The 17960-nt window shown below is 54.2% G+C and carries 19 protein-coding genes and 1 pseudogene; 5 read left to right on the top strand and 15 right to left on the bottom strand.

Annotated features, from left to right (window positions below):
* Positions 1-56: 56 nt before the first annotated feature.
* The 11 genes from flgL to flgB all read right to left on the bottom strand — a co-directional run bounded on the left by flgL (position 57) and on the right by flgB (position 9995).
* On the bottom strand, positions 57-1010 hold the full coding sequence (gene flgL, locus FDX01_RS20410) for a flagellar hook-associated protein FlgL (RefSeq protein ID WP_115258863.1): 954 nt from the start codon (positions 1008-1010) through the stop codon (positions 57-59).
* Positions 1011-1024: 14 nt separating this feature from the next.
* The gene (gene flgK, locus FDX01_RS20405; protein WP_137400366.1) at positions 1025-2689 is read right to left on the bottom strand and encodes a flagellar hook-associated protein FlgK; all 1665 of its coding nucleotides are present in this window, start codon (positions 2687-2689) and stop codon (positions 1025-1027) included.
* 64 nt (positions 2690-2753) lie between these two features.
* Entirely contained in the window at positions 2754-3704 is a 951-nt protein-coding gene (gene flgJ / locus FDX01_RS20400; RefSeq protein WP_137400365.1) for a flagellar assembly peptidoglycan hydrolase FlgJ, read from the bottom strand.
* Positions 3704-4801: a flagellar basal body P-ring protein FlgI gene (locus FDX01_RS20395; protein ID WP_096757557.1), complete on the bottom strand. Its 1098-nt coding sequence runs from the start codon at positions 4799-4801 to the stop codon at positions 3704-3706. The genes flgJ and FDX01_RS20395 overlap by 1 nt, the downstream gene beginning before the upstream one ends.
* A gap of 12 nt (positions 4802-4813) precedes the next feature.
* A complete protein-coding gene (locus FDX01_RS20390; protein ID WP_096757558.1) occupies positions 4814-5512 on the bottom strand; it encodes a flagellar basal body L-ring protein FlgH in 699 nt (232 codons plus the stop codon).
* A gap of 57 nt (positions 5513-5569) precedes the next feature.
* Complete coding sequence (flgG, locus tag FDX01_RS20385; RefSeq protein WP_045441663.1) at positions 5570-6352, bottom strand: flagellar basal-body rod protein FlgG; 783 nt, start codon at positions 6350-6352, stop codon at positions 5570-5572.
* 13 nt (positions 6353-6365) lie between these two features.
* A complete protein-coding gene (locus tag FDX01_RS20380; protein WP_096757559.1) occupies positions 6366-7121 on the bottom strand; it encodes a flagellar basal body rod protein FlgF in 756 nt (251 codons plus the stop codon).
* A 20-nt stretch (positions 7122-7141) separates the two neighbouring features.
* Entirely contained in the window at positions 7142-8434 is a 1293-nt protein-coding gene (gene flgE / locus FDX01_RS20375) for a flagellar hook protein FlgE (RefSeq protein WP_115258867.1), read from the bottom strand.
* A gap of 26 nt (positions 8435-8460) precedes the next feature.
* The gene (gene flgD / locus FDX01_RS20370) at positions 8461-9159 is read right to left on the bottom strand and encodes a flagellar hook assembly protein FlgD (RefSeq protein WP_115258868.1); all 699 of its coding nucleotides are present in this window, start codon (positions 9157-9159) and stop codon (positions 8461-8463) included.
* Positions 9160-9170: 11 nt separating this feature from the next.
* Positions 9171-9575 carry a flagellar basal body rod protein FlgC gene (gene flgC / locus FDX01_RS20365; RefSeq protein WP_096757562.1) on the bottom strand — a complete coding sequence of 135 codons (405 nt, stop codon included), beginning with the start codon at positions 9573-9575 and terminating at the stop codon, positions 9171-9173.
* Positions 9576-9578: 3 nt separating this feature from the next.
* Entirely contained in the window at positions 9579-9995 is a 417-nt protein-coding gene (flgB, locus tag FDX01_RS20360) for a flagellar basal body rod protein FlgB (protein ID WP_096757563.1), read from the bottom strand.
* Between the two features lie 157 nt (positions 9996-10152).
* Here flgB and flgA point away from each other — a divergent pair, with 157 nt between their 5' ends.
* The 3 genes from flgA (at position 10153) to flgN (ending at position 11625) form a co-directional block, all read left to right on the top strand.
* Complete coding sequence (gene flgA / locus FDX01_RS20355) at positions 10153-10812, top strand: flagellar basal body P-ring formation chaperone FlgA (RefSeq protein ID WP_137400364.1); 660 nt, start codon at positions 10153-10155, stop codon at positions 10810-10812.
* Positions 10813-10905: 93 nt separating this feature from the next.
* On the top strand, positions 10906-11199 hold the full coding sequence (flgM, locus tag FDX01_RS20350) for a flagellar biosynthesis anti-sigma factor FlgM (protein ID WP_096757564.1): 294 nt from the start codon (positions 10906-10908) through the stop codon (positions 11197-11199).
* A 3-nt stretch (positions 11200-11202) separates the two neighbouring features.
* Positions 11203-11625, top strand: coding sequence for a flagella biosynthesis chaperone FlgN (gene flgN / locus FDX01_RS20345; RefSeq protein ID WP_115258870.1), 423 nt, complete (start codon positions 11203-11205; stop codon positions 11623-11625).
* An 83-nt stretch (positions 11626-11708) separates the two neighbouring features.
* Here the strand turns inward: flgN and murJ are convergent, their stop codons facing one another.
* The 4 genes from murJ to rimJ form a co-directional block, all read right to left on the bottom strand.
* Positions 11709-13244: a murein biosynthesis integral membrane protein MurJ gene (murJ, locus tag FDX01_RS20340; protein ID WP_137400363.1), complete on the bottom strand. Its 1536-nt coding sequence runs from the start codon at positions 13242-13244 to the stop codon at positions 11709-11711.
* 322 nt (positions 13245-13566) lie between these two features.
* Positions 13567-14490, bottom strand: a complete 924-nt coding sequence (locus FDX01_RS20330) for a Gfo/Idh/MocA family oxidoreductase (RefSeq protein WP_137400362.1) — start codon at positions 14488-14490, stop codon at positions 13567-13569.
* A 1-nt stretch (position 14491) separates the two neighbouring features.
* Entirely contained in the window at positions 14492-15142 is a 651-nt protein-coding gene (locus FDX01_RS20325) for a YceH family protein (RefSeq protein WP_096757568.1), read from the bottom strand.
* A 35-nt stretch (positions 15143-15177) separates the two neighbouring features.
* Positions 15178-15762, bottom strand: a complete 585-nt coding sequence (rimJ, locus tag FDX01_RS20320; protein WP_115258871.1) for a ribosomal protein S5-alanine N-acetyltransferase — start codon at positions 15760-15762, stop codon at positions 15178-15180.
* Between the two features lie 258 nt (positions 15763-16020).
* Between rimJ and mdtH the strand changes: the two are divergent.
* Both mdtH and FDX01_RS20310 read left to right on the top strand, forming a co-directional pair.
* Positions 16021-17229 (top strand): annotated as a pseudogene (mdtH, locus tag FDX01_RS20315) (multidrug efflux MFS transporter MdtH).
* A 115-nt stretch (positions 17230-17344) separates the two neighbouring features.
* A complete protein-coding gene (locus tag FDX01_RS20310; protein ID WP_096757571.1) occupies positions 17345-17905 on the top strand; it encodes a lipoprotein in 561 nt (186 codons plus the stop codon).
* The last annotated feature ends 55 nt before the right edge of the window (positions 17906-17960 follow it).

The following is a 17960-nucleotide window of genomic DNA, read 5'->3' as shown; positions in this document are numbered from 1 at the left end:
AAGTGGCGCGGGCAGACAAACATATCCAGTTTCATGATATGTTTCAAAAAAAGGCGTTAACGATTTAACTGGAACAACGACATTCCCTGCATATCGGTAAACGCTTTATAGGATGCCTGCAGCGCAGCCTGCTGCATAACATAGGACGAAATCGCTGCGTTCCAGTCGACATCCACCAGGTTACTCATCTGCTGAGTTTGCCCTAATGCGCGATCGGTACCCAGTGAATCCAGCGAGCTCAACTCACTGAGTTGTGTGCCTAATTCAGCACGCACAGACAGGACGTTATTAAGCGAGTTCTTCAGGCCACGGCTGGTTTTATCAATAGCGGCTGCCGCTTTATCTTTTGCCACATCATCCCCAGCAACCGGCGTTTTGAGGGCATCAATAGCGGTATCCAGCATTTTGAACAGGCTCTTTTCCTGGGTTCCACCCGCGGGTTCCGGCACCGCATTACTGGTCAATTCGGCAAATATTTTATCCCCGGTATGGCCAATCACCATGGTACGGGCAGCATCGACCTGCTGGGTCACGTTTTGGGTTCCGCCAGTATAGGTACCATCAGCCTGGGCAAATGGTGCACTTTCTGTTTTATATCCACCGAAAATATAGCGCCCGTTGCCATCGGTGCTGTTCGCCAGGTTCATCAGCTGATCGCGGATCCCCTGTAAATCAGTTGCCAACGATGCACGGTCATCATCACTTAACGTCCCGTTAGCAGCATGGACAATTTTTTCCTGCGCGCTCTGAATAGCCGTCGTTACCTGTCCCAACACGTTTTCTTCCAGTGAGACTTTTTGCGTGGCGAAAGAGCGCGCCAGCGTGTACTGGCTGTTTTGTGCCTGAGCCTGAGACAGCACCACGGCCTGTGAGGCGGCAATCGGATCGTCAGACGGATTAATGACCCGTTTACCCGTCGACATTTGCTCGCCGAATTTCATCCATTCCGCCTGAGAGTTGGTGATGCCACGCATGTTCTGCTGGTACATCATCTGGGTACTGATACGCATTGATTCCCTCTCCCTTAGCGAATATTAATCAGTGCATCAAACAACGCATTCGCGGTTTGCAGCACCTGGGCGTTAGCCAGGTAGTACTGCTGATAGCGCTGCAAATTGCCGTACTCTTCGTCGAGATTCACCCCGGAGATGGACTGCTGCTGATTAGAGAGCTGCGTGACCACGTTGTTTTGCGTGGTGCTGCTGGTTTTCAGCGTCGCGGTTTTGTTACCGACATCGCTTACCAGCGTGGCATAGGCATCGTTGAAGGTTTTATTCCCGACGGTGGCCTTATTTTGTAGATCCAACAGTTTCTGACCGTTACGGTTGTCGCTTGCGCCCGTCTCCGCAGCAGGATCGGTCTTTTTCTCTGACGCCATGGCAATTTTTGACTCGTCGGTCACCATCACTTTCATATTGACGATAGCGTCGCTAACCGGCTTCAGAATAAAACTGTCATTATCGTTAGCTCCGGTTGGTTTATTCGTCACCTTCACTTTCAGGCCATCAATATCCAGTTTACCGCTGGCATCCGGTTTTGCTTCAAACGTCGTATTATCCGCCAGGCGCGTGACTTGCCATTTGCCACCGTTAAACACAACTTTATAGTCAGTCGCCTGCACTTTCGAACTATCATCAACTTCAGCGGTTAACTCCGCTTTGCCGGTGTTTTTAGCATTACTGGTCACCGACGGATCGCCGATAGCAAAGAAATCCTTACCCGCAACACCATCAGTATCAAAACCGGCTTTATGCTGTGTGTTAAAGGCGTCGGCAAAAGCCAGTGCCAATTGGCCCAGCGTATTACGCGTCTGGTCCAGTTCCTGAGAACGAAACGTCAGCAACCCACCCAGTGAGCCGGTATTGAGCAGTTTTTCTGGAATTTCAATATTACCCGCAACCCCATCGACATAGGCCACGGTGGTGCGGGTGGTATCGGCACTGGACGGTACGGCAGCAAGCTGACGTGCGCTACTGCCCTGCACCAGCGAATAGCCATTCGCCATGGTGACGTTATAGGTGCCGCCGTCTTGAACGCTGACTTCAACGCCGACAATCTTGTTTAATTCGCTCACCAACTGGTCGCGCTGGTCCAGCAGATCGTTCGGTGAAGCGCCCGCGCCGACGCCGGTCAGACGAGAGATTTGATCGTTGAGACTGGCAATTTGCTTCGAGTAGTTATTGATCTGGTCAACACTGGCGGAAATCGCGGTATTAACCTGTTTATCCTGATCGCGCAGATACTGATCGGTGGTTTTAAACTGGTTGACTAAGCCGTCTGCTTTGCCAATCAATGCCTGACGCGCCGCCGGGTCTTCTGCGTTACTGACCAACGTTTGTAAGCTGGTGAAAAAGCCCTGCATCGAGGTAGAAATAGAGCTGGTCTTGCTGGCGAGCAGGTTATCGATTTTCGACATTTGCTCATAACGCGTTGTCAGACCGCTGCTTTGGTTCTGCGCAGCGCGTAACTGATTACTGATAAATGAATCATACTCACGCTGCACGCCAGAAACATAGACGCCATTGCCAACCCAGCCCCCCGCACCCAGCGTGCTGTTTGCTTGCGCCATAATGGTCGTCTGGCGGGTATACCCTGCCACGTTATAGCTGGAGATGTTATTACTGGCTGTGTTCAACGCGGCCTGCGCTGCGCTAAGACCACTCATGGCGTTGTTAATCAAGCTGGACATGGAGGTTCCTTGTAATCCTTCAATACTCGTTATTATCGGCAGCGGATGGGTAGACTTGAGTTATTTAAAACAGATTGTCGAGATTGCTACTGTAAGTTTTACTCACTTTCTCGCTCATCGACTTCAGCTGCAGGATCATGGTGGTTAATTTACGCGCATAGTGCGGATCGGTGGCGTAGCCTGCATTCTGCAAGGCCTGCGCACCCTGTTCGGCAGTCGCCGCACCGGTTACCGCGGCGTAGCGCGGATTACGCGATATCAGCCCGACATAATCCGACAGCGCCTCAAGGTACGAGCTATAGACACGGAATCGGGCTTTCACTTTTTTCGCCTCACCGTTTTCATATTCGGTAGTGGTGATTTCGGTGGTCGGCCCTTTCCAGCTCCCCGAAGCCTTCACGCCGAAAATGTTAAAGCTCGGCTCACCGTTCTCACGGCGGATTTGGCGTTGCCCCCAACCGGATTCCAGTGCCGCCTGCGCCAGGATCAGATGATGCGGTACCCCGCTTTGTTGACTCGCCAGTTTTGCTGGTAGCGATAGCTGAGCAAGGAAGTCTTTACTGTCGCCCGACAGCGGTTCATCGTTCCCTTCCGCCGCTTTCGGTAGCGCTTTACGCACCATCTGCGTCAGTGCCTGGTTTTGATAGCTGGTCACCGTTTCCAGTGAAAACTTCATCGGTACCTGCGGCGCATCATCCGCAGGCGTCCCCTGGCCTTCGGTCATCTGCTTAACCATCATTTCAGCCAGCCCCAGACCTTTGCCTGCTGTCATCTGCTGGGCTACCTGCTGGTCATACATGCTGGTGTACAAGCGCGTCGAGTCGCTGCTAAAGACGCCATCTTTTGGCAGCGCTTCACGCATGCTTTTCAGCATCATCTGGACAAACATCCCTTCAACCTGGCGGGCGACCGGACGGATATTTGCCGCCGGATCCTGACCCGCCTTCGCTTTCAGTTCGTTCAGCGATTGCGCATCCCAGGCGGCGCTGGTCAGCAGTTTGCTGTCGCCAATCATCAGATAATTTCCAGTTTGGCGCGTAAACAACCCGCACTTTGCATGGATTGCAGAATTGACATCAAATCCATTGGCGTGGCACCGAGCGCATTGAGGGCGCGAACCACATTGTTCAGATTGGCGCTGGAGCGCACGCTCTGCAACGAGCCGCCGCTTTGACGCATATCGATTTGGGTTTGCGGGGTAACCACGGTTTGCCCACCGCCAAACGGCGTATCAGGCTGACTGACGTTGGCCTGGCGATTCACCGTGATAGACAAGTTGCCCTGCGCGACCGCGCAACTGTCCAACGTAACTTCGCGGTTCATCACTACCGATCCCGTACGGGAGTTGATAATCACCTTCGCATCCTGCGGCGTTACGTTCACTTCTATATTCTGGATATCAGCGAGGAAGCGCACCTGCGAGCTATTGCCGCTCGGCACACGCACCTGAATCGTACGCGCATCCAGCGCCGTGGCGCTGCCAAACCCACGCGAACGGTTAATGGTGTCGGTTATCTGCTGTGCCAGGGTGAAGTCTTCATTATTCAGCTGCAGATTGAGGGTGTTTCCGCCACCAAACTGGCTAGGAAGTTCGCGTTCAATAGTGGCCCCGTTGGTGATCCGCCCACCATTGAGTTGGTTCACCTGAACGCTACTGCCGCCCGCCGCAGCACCGGCGCCGCCGACTAAAATATTGCCCTGCGCCAGCGCATACACCTGGCTATCAACCCCTTTCATCGGGGTCATCAGCAGCGTCCCGCCGCGCAGGCTTTTGGCATTACCCATTGAAGAGACCACAACGTCAATGGTTTGTCCCTGACGTCCAAACGCCGGAAAGGATGCAGTCACCATCACCGCCGCCACGTTTTTCAACTGCATATTGGTGCCGGTCGGCACGGTGATCCCCAGTTGAGAGAGCATGTTATTGAGCGTTTGGGTGGTGAACGGCGTCTGGGTGGTCTGGTCACCCGTGCCGTCCAGTCCTACCACCAGCCCGTAGCCAATCAGCGAGTTTTCACGCACACCCTGAACGCTGGTCAGATCGCGAATACGATCGGCATGGGCCAATGTAGTTGCCAGCATCAGGACCATTGCAACAAGAGTTTTAAACACAGAAAGCCTCGCTTACATCGGTGACAAATTAAGGAAGAAACGCTGCAACCAGCCCATATTCTGCGCTTCGTTGATATAGCCGTTACCGACATACTCAATACGTGCATCCGCCACCTGGGTTGACGGAACAGAGTTGCTGCCGCTGATGGTGCGCGGGTTAACCACCCCGGAGAAGCGGATAAATTCAGTGCCCTGGTTTATGGCGATCTGCTTTTCACCCACAACGTGTAAATTGCCGTTGACCAGAACCTGATCGACGGTCACGGTCAGCGTACCGCTAAAGGTGTTACGGGCATTGGCGCCACCTTTACCATTAAAGGAGTTCCCACCGGACGCTTCTACGTCAGCACGCTCGTTGCCAAACAGTCCCTGCAGGTAGCGCGGCACCGTGTCGAAACCAAAGTTTGTTTTGCCATCACGGCTGGCGTTAGCAGAAGAGCTTTTGCTCGCACTGACGTTTTCCTGCAATACGATAGTTAGCGTATCGCCAACATTGCGCGGACGGCGGTCTTCAAATAGCGGCTGGTAGCCATAGTTAACTGGCTGCGCAGACTGAAAAATTGATCCATTCGCCACCGGCGTTGGGCCAGGTATCGGCTGGGCAGAGGTCGCCCCCTGAACCAGCGGCGTGGCCGGGATCCAGGCACATCCTGTCAGTGACACCACCAGCAGGGCCGTAATCGGATATGGGTGAAGCGCGTTTTTTCGCATTGCCTTCATCTTCTACATCAGTGTGCCGGTGAGGTTTTCACCCCACCGGACAACACGTTAGAGTTGCGTCAGTTTTTGCAGCATCTGATCGGTAGTCGACACCGCTTTGCTGTTGATTTCGTAAGCACGTTGAACCTGGATCATATTCACCAGCTCTTCCGCCACATTGACGTTAGAGGTTTCAACATAGCCCTGATACAGCAGACCCGCACCGTTAAGCCCTGGCGTGCTCTCGTTCGGCGCACCTGAAGATTGCGTCTCGGTGTACAGGTTCTCACCAATGCTTTCCAGGCCGGTATCGTTCATAAAGGTGGTCAGGTTGAGCTGGCCTACCTGTACCGGCGCCGCCTGTCCTTGCTGGGTTACGCTGACGATGCCATCACGCCCGATAGTGATGCTGAGCGAGTTCGCTGGAATGGTGATCGCTGGCTGAACCTGAAAACCGCCTGCCGTCACCAGTTGGCCGTTCTGATCCACCTGGAAAGAGCCGTCACGCGTATAAGCAGAAGTACCATCCGGCAACATGACCTGGAAAAAGCCCTGGCCTTTAATCGCCACATCTTTGCTGTTATTGGTCTGTGACAGGTTGCCCTGACTGTGTAAACGCTCGGTCGCCACCGGACGCACACCGGTACCGATTTGCAAACCCGAAGGCAGTACGGTCTGTTCAGAAGACTGCGCGCCCGGTTGACGAATCGTCTGGTACAACAGATCTTCAAACACCGCACGCTGACGCTTGAAACCATTGGTGCTGACGTTTGCCAGGTTGTTGGCAATCACATCCATGTTGGTTTGCTGTGCATCCAGGCCGGTTTTGGCGATCCATAATGAACTGATCATAAAATGTCCTGTATTAACTCATCGACAGCAGTTGGTTGGCGCGACCCGCGTTATCATCCACGCTACTGATAATCTTCATCTGCATTTCGAAGCGACGGGCGCTGGCGATCATGTCGCTCATCGCGGCAACCGGTTTGACGTTACTGCCCTCCAGCACGCCCGACATCACGCGGATGCTGGGATCGGCCGGAAGCGTCGGACCACGGGTCGCCTGTGCCGCCGCGCTCAGACGGAACATACCGTCATCACCACGCTGCACTTCACTTCCCGTCGCCTTCACCAGCTTCAGACGCCCGACAGGCGCCACGGTATTCGCCGGATCGCCTGGGTTCAGCGCAGAAATCGTCCCGTCAGCAGCAATGGTGATTTCTGAACCTTCCGGTACCGCTATTGGCCCGGCTTCGCCAATCACCGGGTGTCCCTGAATGGTCAGTTCACCGGTGGGGCTTACCTGAATTGCGCCATTACGGGTGTACCCTTCACTGCCGTTAGCGGTCTGCACCGCCAGCCAGCCGTCCTGTTGCAGCGCAACGTCCAGCGGGCGGGAGGTGTAGTCCATCTGACCTGGCGTCATATCAGCCCCTGGCGTTGAGGCCACCACCAGCGTACGCGTCGGTAAAGAGAGCCCTTCAACCGGTACCGCACGTAGCGCATTAAGCTGCGCGCGGAAACCCGGCGTTGAGGCGTTTGCCAGGTTGCTGGCCGTCACCGCCTGTTGGTTCAGCGTCTGACTGGCCGCGCCCATGGCGGTATAAATTGCGTGATCCATTAAGCCATCCCGTCAAGCGCTTAGCGCAGGTTGACCAGCGTGTTGAGGATCTGATCCTGGGTTTTGATGGTCTGCGCGTTCGACTGATAGTTACGCTGGGCGACGATCATGTTCACCAGTTCTTTACTCAAATCCACGTTCGATGCTTCCAGCGCGCCGTTCGTCAGCTTGCCGAAGTTACCGGTGCCCGCGGTGCCCAGCAGCGCGACGCCAGAAGACTGTGTCGCGGCCCAGACGTTATCGCCCTGAGAAGCCAGACCTTCGTTGTTGGCAAAGTTAGCCAGCACGATCTGTCCCAGAAGTTGCTTCTGTTCGTTGGAGTAGTTACCCACCACCGTGCCGTCATCGTTAATCTGGTAGCTCACCAGATCGCCCGGTTTGTAGCCGTTCTGATTCGTCGCAACGATGTTATTGGCGCCGGTATTCTGCTGCATGGAATTGAGGAAACTCAGAGAGAAACCCGCAGGGACCGCGCCATTGATAGCACCGGTGGTTATCTGAATTTGCGGCTGGGCGTTGGCGGGGCCTTCCACAGGGATTTTTGGCCCTGTAGGATTTAACGGATCAACCGGAACGGTCCCAGGAATATAGTTATTCACCGAGGCCAGCGTGCCATTAGCGCTGAAGTTCATCACCGCATTTTTAGTCGCGGGAGAACCCGCCACGCTGGCATCCTGGGTGTAAACATCCCATTTGTTATCCGTCGTTTTGACATAAAAAACATTCATGTCATGGGCATTACCCTGACTATCAAATACGGTCACGGTGCCTTTTTTGTTGTACGAGTCCGCATCACTTGCGCTAAAAGGTTTATTCGCCGGAATCTTGTCAGTGGAGTTCAGGTTGATCTGCATAGACGCGGTGGTCGTGGATTTCGCCGCCATCAGCGTATTCGGAATCGTGATCGGTGCCGGGTTTGCGCCCTGCTGTACCGTCGGCGGTGTGCCGGTGGCCGGATAGCCCGTCAACTGCAGCCCCTGCATGTTGACGATATTACGGTTTTCATCGAGCTTGAACTGACCGTTTCGGCTGAAGAAAACAGACCCATTGCTGTCGACCATACGGAAGAAACCGTTCTGGCTAATGGCAACGTCCAGCCCACGGCCGGTGTTGGTAGTAGTGCCATCGGTAAAGTCCTGGGTAATACCCGCAACTTTAACGCCCAGGCCCACTTTAGAACCGGCAAACATATCCGCAAAGGAAGCGGTACCGGATTTAAACCCGTAGGTCGCGGAGTTGGCGATGTTGTTACCGATGACATCGAGGTTGGTCGCTGCAGCGTTCAGACCGCTGACCGCTTGAGAAAAGGCCATGACTTACTCCTGATAAGTGTGAAGGCTTAGATGATCTGCCGTACTTCGTCGAGGGTGGTGGTTCCATAGGTGCCGAGGTCCAGCGTGTTACCGCCGTTGCTGCGAATAACCCCCTGCACCAACGCAAACTGAAGTGGCTGCGCCACAAGCTGCGTCCCCCCATTGCTGGCGGATATCGCCACGTTGTAGGAACCGCTCGGGGCCGCCGTGCCATCCGTCATGGTGCCGTCCCAGGTGAAGGTGTGAACCCCCGCCTTCAGCTCACCAATATCGATCGTGCGCACGACCTTGCCGTCTTTATCGGTAATGGTGGCAGTGACCTTATCGGCTGGCTGCTGCAGCTCAACGCCAAACGGTGTCGTGGTGGTGGTCGCCCCCTCTTCCGTCCCTTTCCCGGTCAGGATCGTGGTACCTGGAATCATCACGCCATGACCAATCAAGGTACTGGCCTGCAGCGACTGACTGTTGTCTATCTGTCCAGAAATCGACCCCAGCGTAGTATTCAGCTTCTCAATCCCGCTGACGGTACTGATTTGCGCCAGCTGGGTGGTGAGTTCGTTGTTTTGCAGGGGGTTGGTCGGATCCTGGTTTTTTAGCTGCGCGACTAACAGCGTCAGAAAGCTGCTTTGCAGATCGGCGGCATTGCTGCCCGTCAGTGAACTGTTGTTACTGGCTGCATTCACGCCCGTGCTGCTCGGGTCATTCATTTTTACCGAAATTGACATGTGCGGCTCCTTTACTGGCCTAGCGTCAGCGTTTTAAGCATCAAACTTTTTACGGTATTGAGCACTTCGACGTTTGCCTGATAGCTGCGTGAGGCTGACATGGTGTTGACCATCTCTCCGACCACATCCACATTGGGCATTTTGACGTAACCGTTCGCATCGGCCAGCGGATTACCCGGTTCATAAACCAGCTTGTCCGGCGCCTGGCTCTCAATCACATCAGCGACTTTTACGCCACCGGTAGCCGCACCCGGCGCGGCGTTAACCTGAAAAACAACCTGCTTCGCGCGATACGGTTGACCGTCAGGTCCCGTCACGCTGTCCGCATTCGCCATATTGCTCGCTGCCACGTTCAGACGCTGGGATTGCGCGGTCAGCGCCGAACCTGCGATATCAAAAATATTTAACAACGCCACGAATTAGTTCCCTCCTTGCAGCACGGTCATCATGCCCTTGATTTGTCCACCCAATGCGGTGAGCCCCATCTGATACTTCAGACTGTTATCGGCAAACTGCGTACGCTCGCGGTCCATATCCACCGTATTGCCATCCAGCGACGGTTGGTCCGGAATGCGATAAAGCAACTCCGTCGAAGGTGCAGAAAGTGTCTGGGCCGGAATATGTTGTGCAGAGGTCAGCGTCAACGAGACACCGCCGGTTTCTTCCCGTCCACGCACCATGACTTTTTTTAATTCACTGGCGAAATCCAGGTCGCGCGCCTGATACCCCGGCGTGTCGGCGTTGGCAATGTTGGCCGCTAATACTTCCTGGCGTTGGGCGCGCAGATTCAGCGCTTCCTGTTGAAAACGTAAGGCGGCGTCGAGCTTATCGAGCATATCTCCTCCGCAAATGACAAAATTCAGCCGACAGCTTAAATCCCATTACGCGCGCGTTATCGCTGGAATAAGCGCAAAATGCGTCGCTATTTGTTGCGTTGATGGCGGCGTCACACAGGTAAAATCCAGCCACAGCCTGAAAAAGCGAGAGGTATTGATGCAAACGTTCAAACGCGGAATAGCGGTGGTCGCACTGCTGTTCAGCCCCCTGACGCTGGCGCAAGACCTGAATTCGCAGCTTACGGCGTGGTTTTCCGAGCGACTGGCAGGGTTCAGTGACGAGGTGGTCGTTACCCTCCGGACCCCACCCAACCTACTGCCTGCCTGTGAGCAACCGGCACTCAGCGTGGCCGGTAGCGCGAAGTTATGGGGCAATGTGAATGTGCTGGCGAGATGCGGCAATGAAAAACGTTACCTACAGGTGAACGTGCAGGCCACGGGCGACTACGTGGTTGCCGCTGCCCCCATAGCCCGGGGAAGCGCGCTTAACTCAGCCAGCGTAACGCTAAAACGCGGTCGTCTGGACCAACTGCCGCCACGTACCGTGCTGGACATTAACCAGGTGCAGGAAGCGGTGAGTCTGCGTGATGTGGTCGCTGGCCAGCCGATCCAGCTCACCATGCTGCGTCAAGCATGGCGGATAAAAGCGGGTCAGCGCGTGTTGGTTATCGCCAATGGGGACGGTTTTCGCGTGAATGCGGAAGGTAAGGCACTGAATAATGCGGCGGTTGCCCAGAACGCCAGGGTACGGATGCTTTCAGGCCAGATCGTCAGCGGCGTCGTCGATTCTGATGGGAATATTCTTATTAACCTATAATAGGTTAAAGATTTTTTTGCGGATGCCGATAGATAATCAACCAATGATTAAAGCGGGCCGCTATAGCGTAACCCCTCGATGAGGATAAAAAAAATGAGTATTGATCGTACCTCACCATTGAAGCCAGTTAGTACTGTCCAACCGCGCGAAGCCAGCGACACGTTGGTCCAAAAAACGCGTAAGGAAAAAACGTCCACGACCAACAGCACTAGCGTCATGTTGAGCGACGCGCAGGCAAAGCTGATGCAACCCGGCACCAACGACATCAATATGGAGCGCGTTGAAGCACTGAAAACCGCCATCCGTAACGGTGAGTTGAAAATGGATACCGGAAAAATTGCCGACTCGCTGATCCGCGAGGCGCAGAGCTACTTACAGAGTAAATAAAGTATGACGCGTTTGTCAGAAATACTTGATCAGATGACGACTGTCCTGAATGACCTGAAAACGGTGATGGATGCTGAGCAGCAGCAACTTTCCGCAGGCCACATTCACGGTAGCCAGCTACAGCGTATTACAGAAGAAAAAAGTTCTTTGCTGGCAACCCTGGATTACCTGGAGCAGCAGCGACGTCTTGAGCACGACGCGACGCGCAGCGCTAATGATGATATTGCCCAACGCTGGCAGACGATTACCACTAAAACGCAGCATTTACGCGATCTCAACCAGCATAATGGTTGGCTGTTGGAAGGACAAATCGAGCGCAATCAACAGGCGCTCGAGGTGCTTAAACCGCATCAGGAACCCACGCTTTATGGCGCTAACGGCCAAACATCTTCAGCCCATCGCGGCGGAAAGAAGTTCTCAATTTGACGAATGCCTGACGGCTCGTAGCTTTCAGGCCTGCGTGTTTTGCAGGCCGGATAAGGTGCTCCCCTCATCCGGCAGTATGTTCATTATGCCGTTCGGCGCACAAACTCTTTCACTTTAAAGCCCAGCACGGCCAGCGCGGCAAAGTAAGCAGTAATGCCGACCAACACCACCGCCATTAAGCGCAGCAGACGCCACAGCATCGTCCCCTGAGACCACTCCGGCATAATGTACAGCATCCCCACCAGCGCCGCAGACATCACCAGCACAGAGATCACCAGACGCGCCAGGAACCAGGCCCAACCCGGCTGTGGCGTGAATATTTTCTGTTTACGCAACTGCCAGTACAGCAGCGAGGCGTTCAGACAGGCCGCCAGACCGATCGACAGCGACAGCCCGGCATGTTTCAACGGACCGATAAACGCCAGGTTCATCACCTGGGTCATAATCAGCGTCACGATGGCAATTTTCACCGGCGTTTTAATGTCCTGACGGGAATAAAATCCGGGGGCCAATACTTTCACCACGATCAGGCCAATCAGACCGACCGAATACGCTACCAGCGCGCGCTGGGTCATGGACGCATCAAAAGCGGTAAACTTACCGTACTGGAACAATGAAACCGTCAGCGGCTTTGCCAGGATCCCCAATGCCACCGCACTGGGCAAAGCAAGCAGGAAACACAGACGTAAACCCCAGTCCATCAGGCGACAATATTCATCATGGTTACCGCTGGAAAAATTTTTTGACAGCGAGGGCAGCAGAATAGTGCCCAGCGCGACGCCCAGAACACCTGACGGGAACTCCATCAAACGGTCAGCGTAGTACATCCAGGAAACCGAACCTGAAGCCAGAAATGACGCGAAAATCGTGTTGATAATCAGGGAAATCTGGCTGACGGAAACGCCGAGGATCGCCGGCCCCATCTGCTTCACTACGCGCATCGCGCCCGCATCACGAAAATTCACGCGCGGCAGCACCAGCATGCCAATTTTCTTCAAGTGCGGAAGTTGATATACCAGTTGCAGCACACCACCGACGGTCACGGCCCACGCCAGCGCCAGCACCGGCGGATTAAAATACGGAGCGGCAAACAGCGCAAAACCGATCATGCTGATGTTGAGAAACGTCGGCGCAAACGCCGGAATAGAGAAACGGTTCCAGGTATTCAGAATCGCACCCGCCAACGAGGCCAGCGAAATCAACAGAATATAAGGAAAGGTTATCTGCAACAGCTGGGTAGTCAGCGTAAATTTGTCAGCAGTATCGGCAAAGCCTGGCGCGGTGACCATGATCACCCACGGCGCGGCAAGCATCCCGGCAACCGTCACAACGGCCAACGCCAGCGTCAGCAAGCCAGACACGTAGGAAACAAACACGCGGGTGGCGTCTTCGCCCTGCTTACTTTTGTATTCAGCCAGAATAGGGACAAATGCCTGAGAAAATGCGCCTTCAGCAAAAATTCGACGCAGCAGGTTAGGAAGTTTGAATGCCACAAAAAAGGCATCGGTCGCCATCCCTGCACCAAAGATTCTGGCGACGATCGCATCACGCGCAAAACCCAGCACGCGTGAGAACATCGTCATTGAGCTGACGGCTGCCAGTGACTTTAATAAATTCATCTATGTTGTATTCCAGACTCTGAGGCAAAACCCCGTATAACCAACATCGCCATCCGGCAATGTCACTGTGCCTGATGGCGACGCCGCAGCGTCTTATCAGGCCTACAAGCCAGCCTATGGTTGAAAAGAGGTGTTATTTTGAGTGGGCATATATACCCGTCATACTTCAAGCTGCATGTGCGTTGGCTGCGCTCGCTCACCCGAATCACTTACCTGAGTAAGCTAACGGGATTCACTCCCTTGCCGCCTGCCTGCAACTCGAATTATTTTGGGTATAGTACCTGGATTATGCTGAATTACTACCGCCAGATGTTACAGGGGGTTATTCGTCCATCGCATCCCGCCACAGCTTTTCCACCACGCGCTGCGCCAGAATAGCCTGCTCACCCGCTGTCTCAGGAACTGTCTGATTTTGCACGCATTCAATAAAATGGCGCGCACATCCGGTAAAGCCTCGCTGCTCCAGCGTCGTTTGCCAGCCGGGTATCGGTTGCTGAACGACACCGTGTCCGCGCTCCTCACGCCATTCACGCATATCCGTGACATCAATTAACCCACCGTCGATAACCGCCTGCACGCTCTCGCGCTGACTGCCCGCACGGCGATGCATACTGGTCGTTATCTGCAGCCGGTCGACGCAGAAATGGTGTTCTGCATACAGCATTGCTCCGGACTCGTTGGTTAACAGCGTGCCGCTATTTAGCTGTGCCTTTCCCCCTGCCAGCCACAGCGCGGTGTCCACCACATGCAGATAGTCATCCAGCAGCGTAAAACGCAGATCGTGTGGCCCGACGCTATCGCTGCGATGCTTATCCATGCGGATGGAGGCTGGCTGGCTTAACTGCGACTTTAACTTGCGATACAGCGGCGCAAACCGGCGGTTAAATCCGACCATCAACGTCAGTTTTTTTCGCGCCGCCAGCTCCAGCAGTTGTTCCGCATCACGCAGGTTTTCCGCCAGCGGTTTATCCACGCAAACGTGGACCCCGGCATGAAGCAATTCGCTGACTACCGCATGGTGCGTCGCAGTACTGGAGTGTACGAAAACCGCATCACAGGTTGCCGCCAGGTTTTGTAATGAATCAACATACGGCATGCGCCAGGCTGCACAAATCCGTTCTGCTTTCTCACGCGAAGGTGACCAGGCCCCCTGTAACGTCCAGTCCGCAGCGGCGCCCAACACGGGTAGCCAGGCCTTTTGCGCGATGCCGCCCAACCCGACGACACCGATACGAAGTTTTTTCACGTTACTCTCCCAGATGCGCCAGCAAGGATTCGAGCCGCTGTTTTAACTCAGCGACTTCGCTTTCCAGCACCTCAACGCGCGCCTGCAAATCGCTGGATGCCGCCTGAGGCTCATCGGCGGTTGTCACCATCGTCAGATCGACGTCGCCACAGAACAGATGCATATAGCGGCTTTCGCGTTTTCCCGGTTCACGCGCCAGACGGACCACGTAAGGACCATCTTCGCGGGTGGCCAGCTGTTCCAGCGTTGACTCCACTTCCGCCACATCACTGAATTCATACATGCGGGATGCGCGACTACGCAGTTCGCCCGGCGTCTGCGCACCGCGCAGTAACAGCGTGGTGATCAAGGCCACCTCACCGGCGCTGAGCTTAAGGTTACCAAACTCTGAATTGCAGAAGCGCTGTTCGTACTTGGTCACACGATTGCCGAATCCGCTCACCGTACGCAAGAAATGGCGTTTCACCAGATTATCGAGCTGATCCTGCACCTCCGATTCCGACAGATTCATCACCGGTTCACGATTGGTTTTTTGGTTACAGGCGGTCACGACACCATTCACGGAGAGCGGATATTGTTCCGGCGTAGTCACCTGTTTTTCCAGCAAACAGCCAATCACGCGTGCTTCGGTAGCGGTTAATTCATATTTCATCGTCTTCTCCATTCATCAGCCAATACAGCTGAAACTTAGCGACCGGGGGTCCATTCTGATGTTGTTAACGCCGTCAGCACATGATCGCGCCACTGCCCATCTATCAGCAGATAGTCTTTGGCATAACCTTCTTTTTCAAATCCAAGCCGCGCCAGCAAATCGCCGCTACGTTTATTGTGTGGCATATAGTTCGCCATAATGCGATGAATATGCTGCGTACGCTGCATATAGCGAATGGCTGCAACCAATGCCTCGTACATCAATCCCTGCCCTTGCCACTTTTGCGCAATGGAATAGCCGAGATAGCAGGCATGAAACGATCCACGCACAACGTTGGAGAAATTTGCAACACCGATAATCTCTTTCTCTTCCGGGTCGAGCAGCGCAAAGTAATAGGCAGAGCCTTGTTTATGAAACTCGGTGATCATACTCAGACGCGCCTGCCAGCCAGAGGGATAGCAGTGGCTTTCATCGCGAATAGGCTCCCAGGGCTTTAAGAAATGACGATTCTCTGCGTAATAATCTGCCAGACGCCAGGCATCACGCTCATGCACTAAACGCACGACCAGGCGGTCCGTGGTTAAGCGCACTTTTGGCACGTTACTGCGATAGCCAAACATTCTATACCTACTCCTTCCCGCACCGTTTTCAATACGCTATTCGCGATACTATACCTGTACAAATATGCCCGATGAAAAGAGCAAAACACCATTTCTTGAATTATTCACACATTTTGATGAAAACTCTCTATCAAGACCGACTTTTGATAAAAAAATATTGTCCCGCCGAGGGTGGGAAAAGGTCAGACAACCCCGCAGAATAGACAGGCTTACCGTTAAAACTCTAAACAGAGTGACGAGTTTTTCCCTGGAGGGGAAATGTCGCAAGTCTCGCAGGCGAGGAACCTGGGTAAATATTTCCTGCTTATCGATAATATGCTGGTCGTGCTGGGCTTCTTCGTCGTCTTCCCGCTGATCTCGATTCGTTTCGTCGACCAAATGGGTTGGGCCGCCGTGATGGTCGGCATCGCGCTCGGGTTACGTCAATTTATTCAGCAGGGTTTGGGAATTTTTGGCGGGGCCATTGCCGACCGTTTTGGCGCAAAACCGATGATTGTCACCGGCATGCTGATGCGCGCCGCCGGGTTTGCGACGATGGGAATCGCCCATGAACCCTGACTTCTGTGGTTTTCCTGTTTTCTCTCCGGGCTGGGCGGCACGCTGTTCGATCCCCCCCGTTCGGCGCTGGTGGTCAAACTTATCCGCCCGGAAAAGCGCGGGCGCTTCTTCTCCATCCTGATGATGCAGGACAGCGCCGGGGCGGTCATTGGGGCATTACTGGGAAGCTGGCTGTTACAGTATGACTTCAGGCTGGTCTGCGCCACCGGGGCCATTATCTTCATCCTGTGCGCCGCCTTTAACGCCTGGTTGCTTCCTGCGTGGAAACTATCGACAGTGAAAATTCCGGTGCGTGAAGGGATGAACCACGTGATGCGTGACAAGCGATTTGTCACTTACGTGCTGACGCTGGCAGGTTACTACATGCTGGCAGTCCAGGTGATGCTGATGCTGCCGATTATGGTTAACGACATTGCCGGATCCCCGGCGGCCGTCAAATGGATGTATGCCATCGAGGCGTGCCTCTCGTTAACGTTGCTCTACCCGATTGCCCGCTGGAGCGAAAAACGTTTTCGCCTTAAACACCGCCTGATGGCCGGTCTGTTAATCATGTCACTCAGCATGATGCCTATTGGGTTGGTCGGAAACCTACAGCAGCTCTTCACCCTGATCTGCACGTTCTATATCGGCTCCATTATTGCTGAGCCAGCACGTGAAACGCTCAGTGCCTCGCTGGCGAGTGCACGGGCTCGGGGGAGCTATATGGGCTTTAGTCGGCTGGGACTCGCCATCGGCGGCGCCATAGGCTACATCGGCGGCGGCTGGCTGTTTGATATGGGTAAGGCACTGTCGCAGCCCGAGTTACCGTGGATGATGCTGGGTGTTATCGGCATTATCACCTTCCTGGCGCTGGGCTGGCAGTTCAGCCACAAACGCACGACGCGTGGCATGCTGGAGCCTGATGCCTGACGCGTAACCCTCAGCCCGGACACCTTTTCAGTTTTTTCTGCTGGTGTCCGGGGCGCTGGTACTGGATGCTGCTTTGTGTCACGATTACGCCATAAGCATCATGTTGAGGAACCCCATGAAAAAGTTTTTTTTTGCTGCTGCACTCATTGTCAGCGGCCTGTTGGTTGGTTGTAATCAACTCACACAATACACGGTAAGCGAGCAAGAAATTAACCAGGCGCTGGCAAAGCATAATAATTTTTCGAAAGATATCGGTTTGCCCGGCGTTGCTGAAGCCCACATCGTGCTGAGCAATCTGACCAGCCAGATCGGTCGTGAAGAACCCAATAAAGTGACCCTGACCGGCGACGCCAACCTGGACATGAACTCACTATTTGGCAGCCAGAAAGCGACAATGAAGCTCAAGTTAAAAGCATTACCGGTGTTCAATAAAGAAAAAGGCGCGATTTATCTGCAAGAGATGGAAGTGGTTGATGCGACCGTCACGCCAGAAAAAATGCAGTCGGTTTTGCAAACCCTGATGCCGTATTTAAACCAGTCGCTGCGCAATTATTTCAACCAGCAACCGGCATACGTCCTGCGTGAAGACAGCAGTGAAGGCGAAGCGCTGGCGAAAAAGCTGGCAAAAGGAATTGAAGTAAAACCGGGTGAAATCATCATCCCGTTCACCGATTAACACACCAAAGGGCGCATCAGCGCCCTTTTTTTTCGTGCAAACGAAAACGTTTCCG

This window comes from Citrobacter sp. wls613 (assembly GCF_005281195.1).
GTDB classification, from domain to species: domain Bacteria; phylum Pseudomonadota; class Gammaproteobacteria; order Enterobacterales; family Enterobacteriaceae; genus Citrobacter; species Citrobacter gillenii.
This window is presented reverse-complemented; position numbering and strand designations above follow the sequence as displayed.

Excerpts from the sequence above, each read along its gene's own strand:
- flgL (WP_115258863.1), bottom strand. The coding sequence starts at position 1,010 with ATGCGTATCAGTACCCAGATGATGTACCAGCAGAACATGCGTGGCATC.
- flgK (WP_137400366.1), bottom strand. The coding sequence starts at position 2,689 with ATGTCCAGCTTGATTAACAACGCCATGAGTGGTCTTAGCGCAGCGCAG.
- flgJ (WP_137400365.1), bottom strand. The coding sequence starts at position 3,704 with ATGATTGGCGACAGCAAACTGCTGACCAGCGCCGCCTGGGATGCGCAA.
- FDX01_RS20390 (WP_096757558.1), bottom strand. The coding sequence starts at position 5,512 with ATGCGAAAAAACGCGCTTCACCCATATCCGATTACGGCCCTGCTGGTG.
- flgG (WP_045441663.1), bottom strand. The coding sequence starts at position 6,352 with ATGATCAGTTCATTATGGATCGCCAAAACCGGCCTGGATGCACAGCAA.
- FDX01_RS20380 (WP_096757559.1), bottom strand. The coding sequence starts at position 7,121 with ATGGATCACGCAATTTATACCGCCATGGGCGCGGCCAGTCAGACGCTG.
- flgE (WP_115258867.1), bottom strand. The coding sequence starts at position 8,434 with ATGGCCTTTTCTCAAGCGGTCAGCGGTCTGAACGCTGCAGCGACCAAC.
- flgD (WP_115258868.1), bottom strand. The coding sequence starts at position 9,159 with ATGTCAATTTCGGTAAAAATGAATGACCCGAGCAGCACGGGCGTGAAT.
- flgB (WP_096757563.1), bottom strand. The coding sequence starts at position 9,995 with ATGCTCGATAAGCTCGACGCCGCCTTACGTTTTCAACAGGAAGCGCTG.
- flgA (WP_137400364.1), top strand. The coding sequence starts at position 10,153 with ATGCAAACGTTCAAACGCGGAATAGCGGTGGTCGCACTGCTGTTCAGC.
- flgM (WP_096757564.1), top strand. The coding sequence starts at position 10,906 with ATGAGTATTGATCGTACCTCACCATTGAAGCCAGTTAGTACTGTCCAA.
- flgN (WP_115258870.1), top strand. The coding sequence starts at position 11,203 with ATGACGCGTTTGTCAGAAATACTTGATCAGATGACGACTGTCCTGAAT.
- murJ (WP_137400363.1), bottom strand. The coding sequence starts at position 13,244 with ATGAATTTATTAAAGTCACTGGCAGCCGTCAGCTCAATGACGATGTTC.
- FDX01_RS20325 (WP_096757568.1), bottom strand. The coding sequence starts at position 15,142 with ATGAAATATGAATTAACCGCTACCGAAGCACGCGTGATTGGCTGTTTG.
- rimJ (WP_115258871.1), bottom strand. The coding sequence starts at position 15,762 with ATGTTTGGCTATCGCAGTAACGTGCCAAAAGTGCGCTTAACCACGGAC.
- FDX01_RS20310 (WP_096757571.1), top strand. The coding sequence starts at position 17,345 with ATGAAAAAGTTTTTTTTTGCTGCTGCACTCATTGTCAGCGGCCTGTTG.